Origin of the sequence: Stenotrophomonas sp. SMYL8 (assembly GCF_036320065.1) — a bacterium.
Lineage (GTDB): Bacteria > Pseudomonadota > Gammaproteobacteria > Xanthomonadales > Xanthomonadaceae > Stenotrophomonas > Stenotrophomonas maltophilia_A.
The window spans coordinates 64,434-79,160 of record NZ_JAWIRR010000018.1 but is presented as its reverse complement, the minus strand read 5'-3'; the positions used below and the strand labels follow the sequence as shown (position 1 = coordinate 79,160).

Genomic DNA, 14,727 nt, shown 5'->3' with positions numbered 1-14,727 from the left:
GAGGGTTTCCCGGCGGGGGGGCCGCCCCGCCCCCCCCCCCCCCCCCCGCGGGGGGGCCCCCCCCCCCGCCCCCCCCCCCCCCCCCCCCACTACCGTGTTTCGATCGTCGGCGGCTCGCCATAGAACCGCCGCAGTTGCGCGTTCCCGTCCGCCGGGCATCGCCTGGCGCAACAGCGCGGGTGTTCCGGTAGTGCCGGCCGCTGGCCGGCAACCTCATGATCTTCGGTGGCATTGCCAAGGTGCCGGCCAGCGGCCGGCACTACCGTGTTTCGATCGCCGGCGGCTCGCCATAGAACCGCCGCAGCTGCGCGGCCACCTCCGGCAACGCCTGCTGCAGCAGATCCGGCGCGGAGAAGTGGTACTCGCTGGTCACCGCGAAGAACTCTTCCGGCGCTTCGGCCGCATACGGATCGATCAACGTCTCTTCGCCGGCATCCACCCGCACGCAGAAGGCATCGTAAGCCTGCTGGAACGTGGCCGCCCACTCGCGCTGCCATGCGCGCGGCAGCGGCGGCGTGCCGTCCATCGCACCATCCAGTGCATCCAGCTTGTGCACCATCTCGTGCACCGCCACGCAGTAGCCCTCGTGCGGCGCGGCCAGGTCGGCCTGCACGTCGGCCCAGGACAGGATCAACGGACCGCTGTCCCACGATTCGCCAATCAGTTCGTCATCCCACTCATGCAGCACCCCGGCCGCATCCATGTGGCTGCGGTGCACGCGGAATGCGTCGGGGTAGATGATCAGCTGCGACCAGCCTTCCAGTCCCACCTCGCCGAATTCCAGCAGCGGCAGGCAGCACAGCGCGGCCAGCAGCACGCCATCGCCGGCCTGCAGCTGCAGCTCGCCAATCGGGGTAATGGTCTTCTCATGCAGGAAGCGCGTGGTCAGCACACGCAGGCGCGCGCGGCGTTCGTCGTCCAGTCCGTGCAGCCACGCCGCGCGGCGGCAGGCGTCTTCCCAAAGTGCATCGTCGATCGGCCGCGGCGCAGGCCGCAGCCACTGCAGCAACGACTTGATCAGCGGAACATTCCCGGCAGGTAGCTGTGCCACTTCGGCGCGCGGATGCGCGGCAGCATGTCGTCGTCGCTGCCACCGCCACCGGTGGTGGTGCTGGCCGCCGGGCGTACCGGTGCCGCCTTGGTGCTGGCGGCCGATGCGCTGGCGGTGGGCGCGCGCTGCGAGGCGGCATCGCCATTGGAGGACACGCAGGCCCCACGGCTGTCGTCCAGCGCTGCCGTCGCAGACGCCGCGAAGGGCATCAGCAGCAGGATCAGGCAATGGGCATAACGGCGCATTGACGACATCCACGTTAAGGGAGGGTGAGTTCCCGATTCTAGCCCGAACCCGGCGCCCCGTTGGAAGCCCCCGCGAAACCCAGCGTGGCGGGCGTCGCTGGCGGCTTTCCCGCATAATTCCTTCCTGACTTCGTGGAAGCTGCCGTGGACGATCGCCAATTGCTGGCCAAACTCGCTGCCGGTCGCCTGTCCGGCGACGCCCTGGCCCGTGAGCTGGGCCAGACCCGGGCGGCCATTTGGAAGCGTATTCAAGGACTTAGAGCCGCCGGTGTGGACGTCGAGGGCCGCGCCGGCGAAGGCTATGGCCTGACCCGCCCGGTCGACCTGCTGGACCCGGACGCGATCCGTGCCGGCCTGCCTGCCGGGGTTCTGCCGCTGCTGCACGACCTGCAGGTGGCCTGGACGGTGGACTCGACCAACGCCGAATTGCTGCGTTGCAGCGCGCCCCAGCGCGGGGTGAGCGTTCTGCTGGCCGAACGCCAGACCGGCGGCCGTGGCCGTCGCGGCCGTGCCTGGGCCTCGCCGCTGGCCGCGCATATCTACCTGTCGGTGCTGCGCCTGTACTCCGGTGGCCTCGGCCGCCTGGCCGGGCTGAGCCTGGTGGCCGGCATCGCCGTGGCCGAAGCGTTGCACGATCTGGGCTACACCCAGGCCCAGCTGAAGTGGCCGAACGACCTGATCGTCGATGGCAAGCGCAAGCTGGTCGGCCTGCTCGCAGAAGGCGGTGGCGAATACGCCGGCCCGGCGCGCGCGGTGATCGGCATCGGCATCAACACGCACATGCCGCCGTCGTTCGCCGAGCAGATCACCCAGCCGTGGGTGGACCTGGACACGCTGGCTGGCAAGCCGGTGGACCGCAACGTGGTTGTCGCCGCGGTGCTGGCACGCCTGCTGCCGGCGCTGGAAGAATTCGATCGCGAAGGACTGGCCCCGTTCCTGCCGCGCTACGCCGCGTTCGACATGCTGGCCGGCCGCGAAGTGCGCGTGGAACTGGACGGGCAGTGGCAGCACGGCACCGCACTTGGCTTGGCTGACGACGGCGCGCTGCGCGTGCGCATCGATGGCCAGGAACGCCTGCTGCACGCCGGCGAAGTCAGCGTGAGGGCGGCATGAGCGATTGGTTGTTCGACCTCGGCAACTCGCGCTTCAAGTTCGCGCCGTTGCAGGGTGACCGCGCCGGCGACGTACAGGCCTGGGCGCACGGCGCCGAAGGCATGGCCGGACAGCCGCCGCACAGCCTGCCCAGCGGCACCACCGCGTTCGTGGCCAGCGTGGCCGCACCGTCGCTGACCAGCGCCATGCTGGACCAGCTGCAGCGCCGCTTCGAACACGTGCATGTGGTGCGCACCAGCGCCGAATGTGCCGGCGTGCGCATTGCCTATGCCAAACCGGAAAAGTTCGGCGTCGACCGCTTCCTGGCCCTGCTGGCCGCCGCCAAGGCGCAGCGCCCGGTGCTGGTGGTCGGCGTGGGCACCGCACTGACGATTGATCTGCTCGACGCCGATGGCCAGCATCACGGCGGGCGCATTTCCGCATCGCCCACCACCATGCGCGAAGCGCTGCACGCGCGTGCCGTGCAGTTGCCGGCCACCGGGGGTGACTACAGCGAATTCGCCAACGACACCGCTGACGCGCTGGCCTCCGGCTGCGACGGCGCGGCGGTGGCGCTGATCGAACGCAGCGCGCAGCAGGCGCATGCGCTGCTGGGCGTGGCACCGTCGCTGCTGGTGCACGGTGGCGGCGCACCGGCGCTGATGCCGTTGCTGCCCGGCGCCGACTACCACCCCTCGCTGGTGCTGGATGGCCTCGCCCGCTGGGCGGTGCACCAGCCCGCAGGCTAGTATCCGCGCATGCTGACCCGTGCCCTGATCGTCGTACTGGCCATCCTCAATCTTGGCGTCGCCTGCTGGTGGCTGCTGCGCGATGCACCGCAACCGCCCGCGCCGCCGCCGCAACCGGCCGACGTGGCCGAGCTGCGCTGGGTGCCCGGGGGCGTGGATGCCGCTGCGTCCGCCCAGGCCACTGCTGCCGCCCCGACTGCGCCGCTGATGGAGCGCGAACCGGCGGCGAAGACGGCTGTGGCTGCCACGCCTGCACCAGCTACGCCGGCCCAGCCGGAGGTCGCCAAGCCGCAGGTGGCTGAGGCTACGCCGGTTGCTGCCGCTGCCAAGCCGGTAACGCCGCCTGCACCGGCCCCGGCACCGGAAAAGCCTGCGGCCGCGGAGCCGGCGCGCTGCATCGCGCTGGGCCCGTTTGCCGACCGCGCTGCTGCGACCAGTGCGCAAGACAAGGCCGGCAACGTCATCAGCCAGGTGCGCCTGCGCGAACAGCCCGCCGCCAGTGGCAGCACCCGTTTCCGGGTGATGCTGCCGGCTGCGCCCAACCGCGACGAAGCCCAGGCCACAGTGAAGCGCATCGTCGCCGCCGGTCTGAGCGACTACTACATCATCAGCCAGGGCGAGGACATCAACGCCGTGGCGCTGGGCCAGTACCGCAACCGTGAAGGCGCCGAGCGCCGCATGGCGGCGGTGCAGGCCGCCGGCTTCCAGCCGCGCCTGGTCGCCAGCGGTGACGCCGGCCAGTGGTGGCTGGAAGGGCAGCTGGCGGCGGGCACGCAGCCGGCCCAGGCCCAGCAGCGCAGCGGGGCGGCACAGAGCCGGTCGCTGGAATGCACACGGTTGCGCTAGAATCCCCGGACCGAGGCGCTGCCGCCGGTGCACCACCCATGCCGCTTTAGCTCAGTTGGTAGAGCAACTGTCTTGTAAACAGTAGGTCATCCGTTCGATTCGGATAAGCGGCACCACATGAGAAGCGCCGAAACGCGTTGGAAATGGCGGTTTCAATAAAAAAGGCCAGAGCGGGACGCTGGCCCATTCGCGATGATCGGGGAAACGACCCTTGGGCTCAGGTTCTGGACGGGGCCAATGAGGCTACCGAAGCCGATTCATCTCGCGTCTGATCTGCTGACAACGATGCAGCATCAACTTGCCGGGTGGAGTTCCAAGCCGGATGCCTCCGCCCGCCAGCAACGGATAGATTTCCAGCCGCACGCGATAGGCTTCCTGCGAGGAGTAGCGTACGGCCTGATCGCCGGACGCGAGAGGGCCCCCCGGCAAACCTTCTTCCGTGATGAAGCCGTTGATCTGAAGTTGCGCGCATAGGCCCGCGTAGTAGGCGCTTCTTTCGTCCAGCGCTCGGGGATGCTTTGTAGCATGGCCCAATGCATGAACGCTCTCGTGCGCAACCAGATCAACGAGATTTGCGAAGGTCCGGTGTTGATCGCCGTAGACCGGTGACACAAGCGCGAGCGTCCTGCCCGTGGCAAAGCGGCCAAGCGACCTTGCCCGCGCTACCGCAGAAGTGCCTTCCTGTACAAGAAGGATCCGATAGCTATTCGATGCTGCCGGTATCCATGACTCGGATGAGGCAGCCGCCGCATCGACACGTGCACAAGCCTCTTCGGCGTCAATCGTAAGCCCATCCGCGATCTGTAGGTTGATCGTCCGCTCGGTGTTCGCGCAGCGGACGAGATAAGTCGTGCCTACGGCGTTCTGACCAGGAAGCATGGAAGCCGTGTAGAAGTAGCGAAGAGGGCCTAGAGGGACGGAAACAACTTCAGTATATCCAGCTGAGGCAACCCCTTTCGGAAGTGCGGTAGTCGCGCAGCCTGAAAGAACAATGGTGCAGACGCTGACCAGGAAGATTGCGATTGTGTGCATCTTGTCCCCATGCGAAAACGGGGCTGATGCCCTCGCTCCAGCCAACAGCGTCAGTTGTTCCACGGCAACCAGGTCATCCGTTCGATTCGGATAAGCGGTCCCCCATGTGTCGGCGCCACTTTGCAATGCTACAGGCGCTTGCCGGGTGGTTCGAAAGGCGGCACACCCAGCGCCTCGGCAGTCTTACCTTGAGAACGATGGCCCATCCTGCGCATGAACCTGCTGCGCTGATGGCTGTTCAAGATTTACTGCCAAGGCCTCAGCGCGATGAAGTGATTCTGCTTCAGATGTGCGAAGCGCGTCCATCGTATTCATGGTTCCACGGCGTTGGGCAGGATCGTCCATCGCTCCCTCGACGATGAATACCTTCTCGCCACGTGCAAGGGACTCTGTCGGGTTGTTCAATACAACGTGGTCAACTCTTGCAAGCCCTTGCTCCTTCGCGAGTACCAACAGACTCGCGGACATGCGCTGGCTCGACTCATCCCACTGCTTCCCGCTCTCGGCGTCCAGGCGTTCCACACCCGCTCTTATCTGCATGTAGAGAAAGCGGTCAGCGTTGCCGAGTTCAGGTACTGAGGAAGCTGTTCGCTGCACTGGGAGTGAGTCGTCGGCGACCACGGCGTCTCTTTCCGCAGCCGAAGTGCGCTCGGCGTCAAATTCTGGCTCGGGCCTACGTCGACGCTGCGTGGGTGCTATGTGCTGATCATAGTGCGCGCCATAGTAAAGCTCGTATGTCGCATGAGGACCAACAGAAGGAGCCTCCGTCTTGAACACGTCAGCGATCTGACTTAGTGCTTGGTTACGGTTGATCTGCCCTGCCTCGAGTTTCGCGGCAATGGCTCCATACTGCTGGGGGCGATCGCCTGTGCCCGACACGCCAATGTTCGGTCCTCCGGCTGCGGTGATTTCACGCTGGACCTGGACATTGCTGAGCGTGGCAGCTGCTTCTCCTCGCAGCGAGGCGTTCACAAAGGACTGCTTGGACGCCCGATCTGGTTGCTCGGTGAAGAGATGATGCCCAACTTCATGAGAAAGAGAACGTGCGATTCTGGAGCCTTGCCCGATGGCGTTCTCGTCAATGACGATCTTCACACCGGGAACAAGATAGGTGCCGCCACCGGCTGGCCCCCATTCGACACCCAGGTTGTCGTGATCAGCCTGTGCAAGACCCGCTCGAAGTGTTGGGGATTTGGTCAGAAGCGGTACCAGCGAAGGATCAACCAAAGGCGAAGCCGGACGATGTGTGGCCCCTGGTCGGCCACTCTCCTGCGGCTGTGACAGTGCAAATTCTTCAGCACGCTCCATGGTGCGGCTCCTTCGCAATGACAGGGATCAGCGCTGACTGATCGATACGTAGGTCAGCGTCTTGTGGTCAAGGGAGAGCCCGAGTACAACCTTGGCACTGTTCACCTGAGCAGACCAGTAAGGGCGGGAATCAGGCGCATCCGGATGGGGTGGATATATGGCGGATTCCTCCCAGATGATTTCCCCGAGCGCGATGCTCGGTGGGGCGACCTCAAAGACCAAGGTCGCGTGCGTAGGATCGTCGGCAGGACTTCTCAGCGTGATGTTCTGGATCTCAAGTCCGCCCAGCATGCCGCGTTCTGCGGTCCGCTCGTCCCTCAAGCCTTGTCGAGTCGGTTCTCCCAGGTGTGTGTGGAGCTGTTCATTCAATGCGTCGACATCATCAAAACGCACCTTGGTCAAACGCTCGATGTCGTTCTTGAATCGCTCCATACCAGTTTCACTCCCTGATTCGACGGACTGTCTTTGATTCGGATGATCTGATGGGGTCGGCGGCGCGGCACTCGAACATGCTGCCAGCACAAGCGCCGGAATAGCGATCGCGAGGCGACGACGCGCTGCGATCCAGAGGCGGCGCTGAAGTCCGCGTTTTGATGAAGAAGCGCATTTCTCGACCCATGCATTCATGAAAGCATCTCGCGCGCCAATGTCGCACTCTTGAATCTAGCACAGCATTTTGTGAGTGCGGATCGGGTCCGCGTGAACAATGAGCTACTGAAAACGCACCCGGTTCCACTTTCCAATTTGAAAAGACGGGGCGTCGGCTGCGAGGGAGGGAGTGCCAGATGGGAGACCGAGCACAGTTCCATGTGTGCATTCCCGATAGTTGAAAGACTGTAGCCAGTAGGCTACAGTCCTCCATGAAGATCCAGCGTACCCGTCAGTTCGCGACATGGATTGACGCTCTCAAGGACGTAACCGCACGCGCTCGCATCCTGGCCCGTATCGGTCGGCTCGCTGAAGGCCATCCCGGAGATCACCGCTATCTGGCGGATGGCGTTTCTGAATTGCGTATCGATGCAGGACCGGGTTACCGCGTGTACTACACCCAGCGCGGCAGGCAGTTGGTGATTCTCCTGGTTGGAGGCGACAAGGGTTCACAGCAGCGCGATATCGAGAAGGCCAGGGAGATTGCGCGTGCCCTGTGAGCATCGAACTGGCTGTAGGCGAAATGACTCAATACTGAAGTACCGGAGCTGTCCCATCATGGCCATCAAGAGAAAAGTCGAACTCAAATCATTTGATGTGGCCGAGCATCTTCGGACGCCGGAGGAGATGGCGGCTTATCTCGACGCCTGCATCGAAGAAAGCGACGGTGATTCTGCATTTATCGCCAAGGCGCTCGGCGATATCGCTCGCGCTCAGGGCATGAGCAAGGTTGCGCGTGCGGCGGGCTTGTCGCGTGAGAGTCTGTATCGCGCACTGTCGGGCGAGCGCAGCCCGGATTTCGCGACCATCCTGAAGGTGACCCGGGCCCTGGGTGTGCGATTGCACGCCAGCGCTGTGTAAAGCATCAGGGCATTTCGCTCAAGCTCGGCGATCTCAGAAAGTCTGGCGCGAACAGGTTCAATCAAACCGGATGATGCGGATCAAGCCTCTTGTCGACGATCCGTCTCCGAAGGTGGCCAATGTGCCACAGGGGAACGCCTCCTTCGCACCTTCGTAATTGATGAATGAGATCGTGCAGTGTATCCGCGTGCCGGGACGGATTCGGGTGATGGCTCTGTCATTCAAGACGAAGCTATACCACATGAGTTCAGGACTCATGGAACGCGCCATGGGGCGTGCGGTGGACGCGATCATCTCGGCAACAGCGCCGCCACGCGAATCCACTTCGTCCAGCCGCAGCTCAACGAGAACAGGTTTCAGGTTTGGATAAGGTGTGCTCATTCCAGCAGCGGGTATGCTCGATTCGATAGCTGGGGCAGTGACGTTGTGAACCTGTGCAATTGGGATCTCAATGTTCCGCATTATTGAGTCCCACCCACCTGCAATGCGACATACTCCGCCAGCCCCCGACAGGCCAGTATCAGCCCTTCGCGCGTGCCATCGCCGATATCGTCTTTCTCTTCCCCGTCTACGCGCACGCGCTCAGCGGCGTGATACAGCTCCAGCAGCGACACCAGGCCAACCGCAGCGCGGTCCCGGCGTGCGGCGGCCACGGCCTGGCCGGGTGTGCTGGCGGGCCCCGTCCACGGCTGTCCGTCGGCGGCATCACCGGCGCGGATGCGTTGCAGGCAGCTGGGCAGGTTGATTGGCGCGGGTGCCTCGTTCGCAGCGGCGAAGGCCGCTTCCAACGGCTGCGCCAGTTCCGGCGGCAGGCGCAGGGCGGCCTCGCCCAGGGTTGCGGTCAGGTACGGGTGATGGGCGTTGGACAAGCGGGCATCCTCGTCAGGAACAGAGGTGCCGCCACGATAGGGTGGCGGGCGATGCGTGGCTTCCAAGACCGGGTCAACGAATCGGCGGGCACGAGGCCCCCACGCACCGCCCGCCGTCGATCGGCTAACGGATTGCCAGCCGGCGCCGCACCTGGAAGGACGACGCCGGCTGGCAAGCGTATACATCGTTGACAACTCGGGCTTGGAAGTCCCGACCACCTTTTCAGGTGGCGATTCATCATGCGCACGCAGAATCACCGCCTGCCAGTCGTTTGTTTCGATGGCATCGGGCGATCCGAGAGGAAAAATGAATTATCGCGTTTGGCTTGTTCTGCGCAGTTGCATGGCAAAAGCGACATATCGCGCAGCGCTGGAACGTGCGGGCATATACCCCATCGCAGCGCAGCCACCTGCGCGCAGGGCGAAACAACGCGTAAAGCCAACTTAACTGACCGCACAGTTCACCCACCCGATCATCATAAGCGGCCAACGGCATCGGTGCTTCACATCGGCACAAAGTGGCCCCGGCGTTGCGACGGCACTAAGCTACCGGGCCTGTGCCAACCCTATGGAAGCCCCCCATGTCCCACCTCCTGGCCAAGGCGGCCGAACAACAGGATCTCGACCGCATCGACGCACTGCTGGATGCCGGCGCGGACATCGAGTGGCGGCACAAAGGCACCGGCCGCACGCCGTTGTTGTCGGCGGTGATCGCCGGAAAGGCTGACGCGGTGGCGCGGCTGCTGGACCGCGGTGCCAACATCGAGCATGCCTGCACCGCGGTGGGCTTTACCGCACTGGGATGGGCGACCGAGCGCGACGACGCAGACATCGGACGCCTGCTGATCGCGCGCGGCGCCTCGCTGGACGTGGCCTCGCCGGAACTGCATCGCACACCGCTGATGGTGGCGGCGCAGGGCGGTCATCTGCCGATGGTCGAGCTGTTGCTGGCTGGCGGTGCTGATGTTGCACGCGCGGATTTCGAAGGACGCAATGCGCTGTCGCTGGCCGAAGCGCGCGGGCATGCGGCTGTGGTGCAGTGCCTGCAGGCAGCGGGCGCACAGATGCCACCGGTGTTGGAGGAGGCGCCGCCGCTTGCGTGGCCTGAACCGGCCGCAGAAGGGGAACCGGCAGCCGTGGTGCGTGGCTATATGCTGGCCTGCCATGCGTGGGAAACGCGTGGTTACCGTGATGCCAAGGCCGGTGGAGACCTGCTCGGTAGTCCATCATTCCAACAGGAGCGCGCGAACATCCTTGCGGCCTGGTGTACCGACCGGAAGCGGGTGTATTCCACGGGCATGTCGGTGGGCAATCCGTCGGTGCACGTGCCGGAGGATCTGTTGGCCGCCGTCCGTCAGCCGACGGCCTCCAAGGCCGAAGTGCTGGTACGTGACCATGCACAGAAATCCCGCGCTCTACGTTACGAACGCCTGTTCGTGCTCAAGCGCGTGGCAGGGCAATGGCGGATCGACGTGCTGAAGAAGCGCCTGTTCCGCACCGAAGCGTGGTCGTCGGCGATTCTCTGAGCGCGACCCGCCGCGCGTCAGCCACACGTCTTCCGCAGCAATACCCACGTCAGCATCAGGGCGAACGTTCCGACCAAGGTCAGTCCGAACCACAGCGCGGCCACTTTCATGTTACCGATCAACGCCGCCAGCATACGGTGCAGTTCGCTCTTCAGGATTGGATATTCAGCGTGTGCCTTGCGCAGACGCTGCCAGCCAAGCCCAAGGAACACCAGGATGGAGAACGGCACCAGCAGGAGCGCCATCTGGATCAACCAACCGTTCGGCGTCGCATCGACCGTGCTGTTCAACAGAACCGCAAAAAGGGCGATGGGCAGTGCCACGATGAAAAAGCGCGGCCAGGCGGTATTGATGAAGGGCGACATCGCAATCTTCCATGAGGGGCGGCTGGGTCCGCGCGGCATCATGCCATGCCAATGTCCTGCTGCACCGCCGCGAGTGGTGTCACATCCCTCTGGCTAGACTGTGCTTCTTTTTCCCCCGCAGGAGGCACCCATGGCCCATCCCATCTCCGTATCCCTGATTGGCGTTCCCACCGACGTGGGTGCGGGCCATCGTGGTGCCCGGCTTGGCCCGGAAGCGCTGCGCGTGGCGGGCCTGCCGGAGGCGCTGGAGGCGCGCGGCGTGGACGTGCGTGACCTGGGCAACCTGGATGGCCCGCGCAACCCGTGGACCGCGCCGGTGGAAGGCTACCGCCACCTGGATGAAGTGGTGGCGTGGAACCATGCGCTGATGGAAGCCAGCTATGCCGAACTGCAGGCTGGCCGCATGCCGATCATGCTCGGCGGCGACCACTGCCTGGGCATCGGTTCGATCACCGCCGTGGCGCGCTGGTGCCGCGAGCAGGGCAAGACCCTGCGCGTGCTGTGGCTGGATGCCCATTCGGATTTCAACACCAGCGACGTGACCCCGTCGGGCAACATCCACGGCATGCCGGTGGCCTGCCTGTGCGGCCTCGGCCCGGATGCGTTGACCCGCCTCGGCGGCACCGTGCCGGCGATCACCCCGGCGCAGATGCACCAGATCGGCATCCGTTCGGTGGACCCGGACGAGAAGCGCCTGATCAAGACCCACAAGGTGGATGTCTATGACATGCGCTACATCGACGAGAACGGCATGAAGCGCACCGTAGAAGCAGCGCTGGCAGGCATCGACGAGAACACCCATCTGCATGTCAGCTTCGATGTGGACTTCCTCGACCCCAGCATCGCGCCGGGCGTGGGCACCACTGTGCCGGGCGGGGTGAACTACCGCGAGGCGCAGCTGGTGATGGAGATGATCGCCGACACCGGGCGCATGGGTTCGCTGGACATCGTCGAGCTCAACCCCTTGCTAGACAAGCAGAATGCCACCGCCGAACTGGCCGTGGACCTGGTCGAAAGCCTGTTCGGCAAGTCCACCCTGATGCGTGACTGACGGCGCCGCCTGAACGGATCTGTGATCCGTTCACGCCCGCTCCACGCCACTGCCGCCAGATTGCACTTCACGCGGCGGTGGTGGGCATTGGCCTTCTCCCGCCGAGCGAAAGAATCCCATCCGCGAATGAAGCGGTGTAGCGGCAAACCCAAGGAGAAGCCCATGAAGCGCGTAGTTGCCCTGATGCTGTTGTCGATGTTCTCGGTGGCCCTGCTGGCCGGCTGCAACACCATTGCCGGTGCCGGCAAGGACGTGCAGAAGGCGGGCGAGAAGGTCGAGGACACCGCGAAGGGCCGTTGAGCCCTGCACGGAACGGAAAGAGAAAAGGCCGGGGATTTCCCCGGCCTTTTTTTGCGCGTGCTTTTCGCTGCGTGCTGTCGAAGCGGAGTGAACCATTCAAGCAGGTGAGCATCTATTTCATTGCCGGTTGACCGGTATTCAACAGCTGCTGCGCGAAGCTGGAGCCACGGTAAGAACGCCGTTGCAACCAAGGACTCCCAGCAATGAACAAAGACATCATTTCCGGCAAGTGGTCGCAGCTGAAGGGCAAGGCCCAGGCCAAGTGGGGCGATCTGACCAACGACGATTTCGATGTGGCCGAGGGCAATGCCGAGTATCTGGCCGGTCGCCTGCAGGAACGTTATGGCTGGGCCAAGGACCGCGCGGAGAAGGAAGTGCGTGAGTTCCAGGACGCCGTGAGCAAGGACTACCCGGACTACAAGTAAGCACTTCGGTTTCCCCCACAACACAACGCCCGCACCGAGAGGTTGCGGGCGTTGTGTTGTCTGGGCGGGACGATCAGCGCGCCGGCGGGTCCGGCACGTAGCGGTTGGGGAAGGCCTGTGGTTCGCGCGGCAGGCGCGACGGCGAATCCACCAGGATGCCGCGTGCGCGCAGGTTGCGGGCGCTGTCGTAACGCAGCTGCAGTACCTGTGCGGGGCTGCGGCTGGCGCGTTCGAAGTCGGTATCGCGCACCGAAGACTGCTCGCGTGCACCGTGGCCGGTGCCCAGCGCTGGCGCCTGCGACTTGCTGGAATAGCCCTCGATGCGGCTGCTGCTCGCACTGGCATCGGCCGACGCTTCCGCCGCCGGGGCTGGCAGCGGCAGGCCACGGCGCAGGATCGGATCCGGACGCCAGCGGCGCGCTTCCTCGAACACCGCCACGCCCACCACGCCGATGTTGTCCGGGCGGCCGGTGCGGCTGGCGTAGCTGCCGCTGGGGCTGCTGAACACGAACTGCGCCACTTCGTCCTGGCTCTTGCGCCAGCCGGTGATGTCGGCGCGCTGGCCGGGATTGAGCACGTAGCCGGTCTGCGAAGGATCGGCATCTTCGCCGGAGATGGCGTTGACGCCGTCTACCGACAGCACCACCAGCACCCGGCGCGGGCTGTCGTTGTACAGGCGCACGGCGTAGCGGTGGCCGCGCTCGCCGGCCACCCAGCGCTGGCCTTCGGCCGGGTAGCTGCGCAGTTCGGTACCGCGGTCGCGGTCGACCAGGGCCATGCGCACGGGGCCGCCCTCGTACACCGGCGGCGGCATCGGGGCCGGGCGGAAGCCGGCCAAGGGCAGGATCAGCAGCAGGGGCAGCAGGCGTTTCATCGGGCGTCTCCAGCGGGGTTGCGTGAATGAACGCGCCGCAGGCCCTGACGGGGTTGGTGGCGTGCAAGGTAAACTGGCCCCGTTCATCGAAGGTTACCCCACGCAGTCATGACGACCCGAGTCCTTACCGGCATCACCCCCTCCGGCACGCCCCACCTGGGCAACTACGTTGGCGCCATCCGTCCGGCCATTGCGGCCAGCCGCGCGCCGGGGATCGAGAGCTTCTTCTTCCTGGCCGACTTGCACAGCCTGATCAAGTCCCAGGACCCGCAGCGCACCCAGCGCGCGACCCTGGAGATCGCAGCCAGCTGGTTGGCCTGCGGGCTGGACCCGGAACACGTGTGGTTCTACCGCCAGAGCGACATCCGCGAGACCACCGAGCTGATGTGGTTCCTGACCGCCATCGCCAGCAAGGGCATCCTCAACCGTGCGCACGCCTACAAGGCGGCGGTGGACAAGAACCGCGAGGAAGGCGTGGACGAGGACGCAGGCGTCAGCGCCGGCCTGTTCATGTACCCGGTGCTGATGGCCGCCGACATCCTGATCTTCAAGGCCAACCAGGTACCGGTGGGCCGTGACCAGATCCAGCACATCGAGATGGCGCGTGATTTCGCCCAGCGCTTCAACCACGTGTACGGCAAGGAGTACTTCCCGCTGCCGGACGTGGTGATCGACGAGCAGGTGGCGACGCTGGCGGGCCTGGATGGCCGCAAGATGAGCAAGAGCTACCACAACACCATTCCGCTGTTCGTGCCGCGCGAGGAGCTGAAGAAGCTGGTGTTCTCGATCCTGACCGACTCGCGTGCACCAGGCGAGCCGAAGGACACCGAGGGCTCGGCGCTGTTCCAGATGTACCAGGCGTTCGCCACCCCGGAACAGACCGCGGAATTCGCCAAGGCGTTCGCCGCGGGCATCAGCTGGGGCGATGCCAAGCAGCAGCTGTTCGAGCGCATCGACAGCGAGCTGTCGCCGCTGCGCGAGCGCTACAACGCGCTGATGGCCGAGCCGGAGAAGATCGAGGCGCTGCTCAAGCGCCGTGGCCAGCAGCTGCGCGAGCAGCTGGCGGCACCGCTGCTGGACGAGCTGCGCCATGCGGTCGGCCTGCGTGATCTGTCCAGCGCGGGCGATATCGCCAGCGAGGATGCCGGCGTGGCCCGCGTGGCACCGCCGCTGTTCAAGCAGTACCGCGAAAAGGATGGCCGCTTCTACTTCAAGCTGACCGCTGGTGACGGCACGCTGCTGATCCAGAGCGAAGGCTTCGATTCGCCGCGCGATGCGGGCCAGCTGATCGCGGTGATCAAGCAGGCCGAGCAGGGCGACCAGCTGCAGAGCGAGCTGTTCAAGCTGGACGCCGAGGTGGACGCTGTGCTGGCTGCCCTGGCCATGCTGCGCGAAGCGTAAGGGTAGTGGCGGGGGGGGGGGGGGCCCCGCGCGCGGGGCCCCCCCCCCCCCCCCCCGGCCCCCCCGGGAGGCCGCGGCGGGCCG

At 65.2% G+C, this 14,727-nt stretch carries 19 protein-coding genes and 1 tRNA gene; 11 read left to right on the top strand and 9 right to left on the bottom strand.

Going from position 1 to position 14,727, the window contains the following annotated elements; all coding sequences use genetic code 11:
• Positions 1-259: 259 nt before the first annotated feature.
• On the bottom strand, positions 260-1,051 hold the full coding sequence (locus V3B25_RS14770) for a M90 family metallopeptidase (RefSeq protein ID WP_201117863.1): 792 nt from the start codon (positions 1,049-1,051) through the stop codon (positions 260-262).
• The gene (locus V3B25_RS14765) at positions 1,018-1,296 is read right to left on the bottom strand and encodes a hypothetical protein (RefSeq protein ID WP_032128189.1); all 279 of its coding nucleotides are present in this window, start codon (positions 1,294-1,296) and stop codon (positions 1,018-1,020) included. The genes V3B25_RS14770 and V3B25_RS14765 overlap by 34 nt, the downstream gene beginning before the upstream one ends.
• Positions 1,297-1,440: 144 nt before the next feature.
• Here V3B25_RS14765 and birA point away from each other — a divergent pair, with 144 nt between their 5' ends.
• The 4 genes from birA to V3B25_RS14745 all read left to right on the top strand — a co-directional run bounded on the left by birA (position 1,441) and on the right by V3B25_RS14745 (position 4,099).
• A complete protein-coding gene (birA, locus tag V3B25_RS14760; RefSeq protein ID WP_049421459.1) occupies positions 1,441-2,409 on the top strand; it encodes a bifunctional biotin--[acetyl-CoA-carboxylase] ligase/biotin operon repressor BirA in 969 nt (322 codons plus the stop codon).
• Complete coding sequence (locus tag V3B25_RS14755) at positions 2,406-3,137, top strand: type III pantothenate kinase (RefSeq protein WP_004153755.1); 732 nt, start codon at positions 2,406-2,408, stop codon at positions 3,135-3,137. Before birA ends, V3B25_RS14755 begins: the two co-directional genes overlap by 4 nt.
• Positions 3,138-3,146: 9 nt before the next feature.
• Positions 3,147-3,983, top strand: a complete 837-nt coding sequence (locus tag V3B25_RS14750) for an SPOR domain-containing protein (RefSeq protein ID WP_329810898.1) — start codon at positions 3,147-3,149, stop codon at positions 3,981-3,983.
• A 40-nt stretch (positions 3,984-4,023) separates the two neighbouring features.
• Positions 4,024-4,099 (top strand) — tRNA-Thr (locus V3B25_RS14745).
• A gap of 127 nt (positions 4,100-4,226) precedes the next feature.
• On the opposite strand, the gene V3B25_RS14740 is transcribed toward V3B25_RS14745, so the two are convergent.
• The 3 genes from V3B25_RS14740 to V3B25_RS14730 form a co-directional block, all read right to left on the bottom strand.
• Positions 4,227-5,078 (bottom strand): hypothetical protein, encoded by an 852-nt coding sequence (locus V3B25_RS14740; protein WP_329810897.1) that lies wholly within the window; start codon positions 5,076-5,078, stop codon positions 4,227-4,229.
• Positions 5,079-5,198: 120 nt separating this feature from the next.
• Positions 5,199-6,323 carry an XVIPCD domain-containing protein gene (locus V3B25_RS14735; RefSeq protein ID WP_329810896.1) on the bottom strand — a complete coding sequence of 375 codons (1,125 nt, stop codon included), beginning with the start codon at positions 6,321-6,323 and terminating at the stop codon, positions 5,199-5,201.
• Between the two features lie 27 nt (positions 6,324-6,350).
• The gene (locus tag V3B25_RS14730) at positions 6,351-6,950 is read right to left on the bottom strand and encodes a hypothetical protein (RefSeq protein ID WP_201117867.1); all 600 of its coding nucleotides are present in this window, start codon (positions 6,948-6,950) and stop codon (positions 6,351-6,353) included.
• 233 nt (positions 6,951-7,183) lie between these two features.
• On the opposite strand from V3B25_RS14730, the gene V3B25_RS14725 reads away from it, so the two are divergent.
• Both V3B25_RS14725 and V3B25_RS14720 read left to right on the top strand, forming a co-directional pair.
• The gene (locus tag V3B25_RS14725; RefSeq protein WP_010486984.1) at positions 7,184-7,471 is read left to right on the top strand and encodes a type II toxin-antitoxin system RelE/ParE family toxin; all 288 of its coding nucleotides are present in this window, start codon (positions 7,184-7,186) and stop codon (positions 7,469-7,471) included.
• Between the two features lie 58 nt (positions 7,472-7,529).
• A complete protein-coding gene (locus tag V3B25_RS14720) occupies positions 7,530-7,832 on the top strand; it encodes an addiction module antidote protein (RefSeq protein WP_049431463.1) in 303 nt (100 codons plus the stop codon).
• A 57-nt stretch (positions 7,833-7,889) separates the two neighbouring features.
• Here the strand turns inward: V3B25_RS14720 and V3B25_RS14715 are convergent, their stop codons facing one another.
• Both V3B25_RS14715 and V3B25_RS14710 read right to left on the bottom strand, forming a co-directional pair.
• The gene (locus tag V3B25_RS14715) at positions 7,890-8,213 is read right to left on the bottom strand and encodes a hypothetical protein (protein WP_201117868.1); all 324 of its coding nucleotides are present in this window, start codon (positions 8,211-8,213) and stop codon (positions 7,890-7,892) included.
• A gap of 80 nt (positions 8,214-8,293) precedes the next feature.
• Positions 8,294-8,701, bottom strand: coding sequence for a hypothetical protein (locus V3B25_RS14710; RefSeq protein WP_201117869.1), 408 nt, complete (start codon positions 8,699-8,701; stop codon positions 8,294-8,296).
• 581 nt (positions 8,702-9,282) lie between these two features.
• Here V3B25_RS14710 and V3B25_RS14705 point away from each other — a divergent pair.
• A complete protein-coding gene (locus V3B25_RS14705; protein WP_329810895.1) occupies positions 9,283-10,227 on the top strand; it encodes an ankyrin repeat domain-containing protein in 945 nt (314 codons plus the stop codon).
• Positions 10,228-10,244: 17 nt separating this feature from the next.
• Here V3B25_RS14705 and V3B25_RS14700 read toward each other — a convergent pair whose 3' ends face one another.
• The gene (locus V3B25_RS14700) at positions 10,245-10,592 is read right to left on the bottom strand and encodes a hypothetical protein (RefSeq protein ID WP_329810894.1); all 348 of its coding nucleotides are present in this window, start codon (positions 10,590-10,592) and stop codon (positions 10,245-10,247) included.
• A 130-nt stretch (positions 10,593-10,722) separates the two neighbouring features.
• Here V3B25_RS14700 and rocF point away from each other — a divergent pair, with 130 nt between their 5' ends.
• From rocF to V3B25_RS14685, 3 genes are all read left to right on the top strand, one after another.
• Positions 10,723-11,643: an arginase gene (rocF, locus tag V3B25_RS14695; RefSeq protein ID WP_094001609.1), complete on the top strand. Its 921-nt coding sequence runs from the start codon at positions 10,723-10,725 to the stop codon at positions 11,641-11,643.
• A 162-nt stretch (positions 11,644-11,805) separates the two neighbouring features.
• Entirely contained in the window at positions 11,806-11,943 is a 138-nt protein-coding gene (locus V3B25_RS14690) for an entericidin A/B family lipoprotein (RefSeq protein ID WP_008266021.1), read from the top strand.
• Between the two features lie 203 nt (positions 11,944-12,146).
• Positions 12,147-12,368: a CsbD family protein gene (locus tag V3B25_RS14685; protein ID WP_004153772.1), complete on the top strand. Its 222-nt coding sequence runs from the start codon at positions 12,147-12,149 to the stop codon at positions 12,366-12,368.
• A gap of 73 nt (positions 12,369-12,441) precedes the next feature.
• On the opposite strand, the gene V3B25_RS14680 is transcribed toward V3B25_RS14685, so the two are convergent.
• Positions 12,442-13,242, bottom strand: coding sequence for a hypothetical protein (locus V3B25_RS14680; protein WP_180838608.1), 801 nt, complete (start codon positions 13,240-13,242; stop codon positions 12,442-12,444).
• A gap of 108 nt (positions 13,243-13,350) precedes the next feature.
• On the opposite strand from V3B25_RS14680, the gene V3B25_RS14675 reads away from it, so the two are divergent.
• On the top strand, positions 13,351-14,643 hold the full coding sequence (locus V3B25_RS14675) for a tryptophan--tRNA ligase (protein WP_088428780.1): 1,293 nt from the start codon (positions 13,351-13,353) through the stop codon (positions 14,641-14,643).
• The last annotated feature ends 84 nt before the right edge of the window (positions 14,644-14,727 follow it).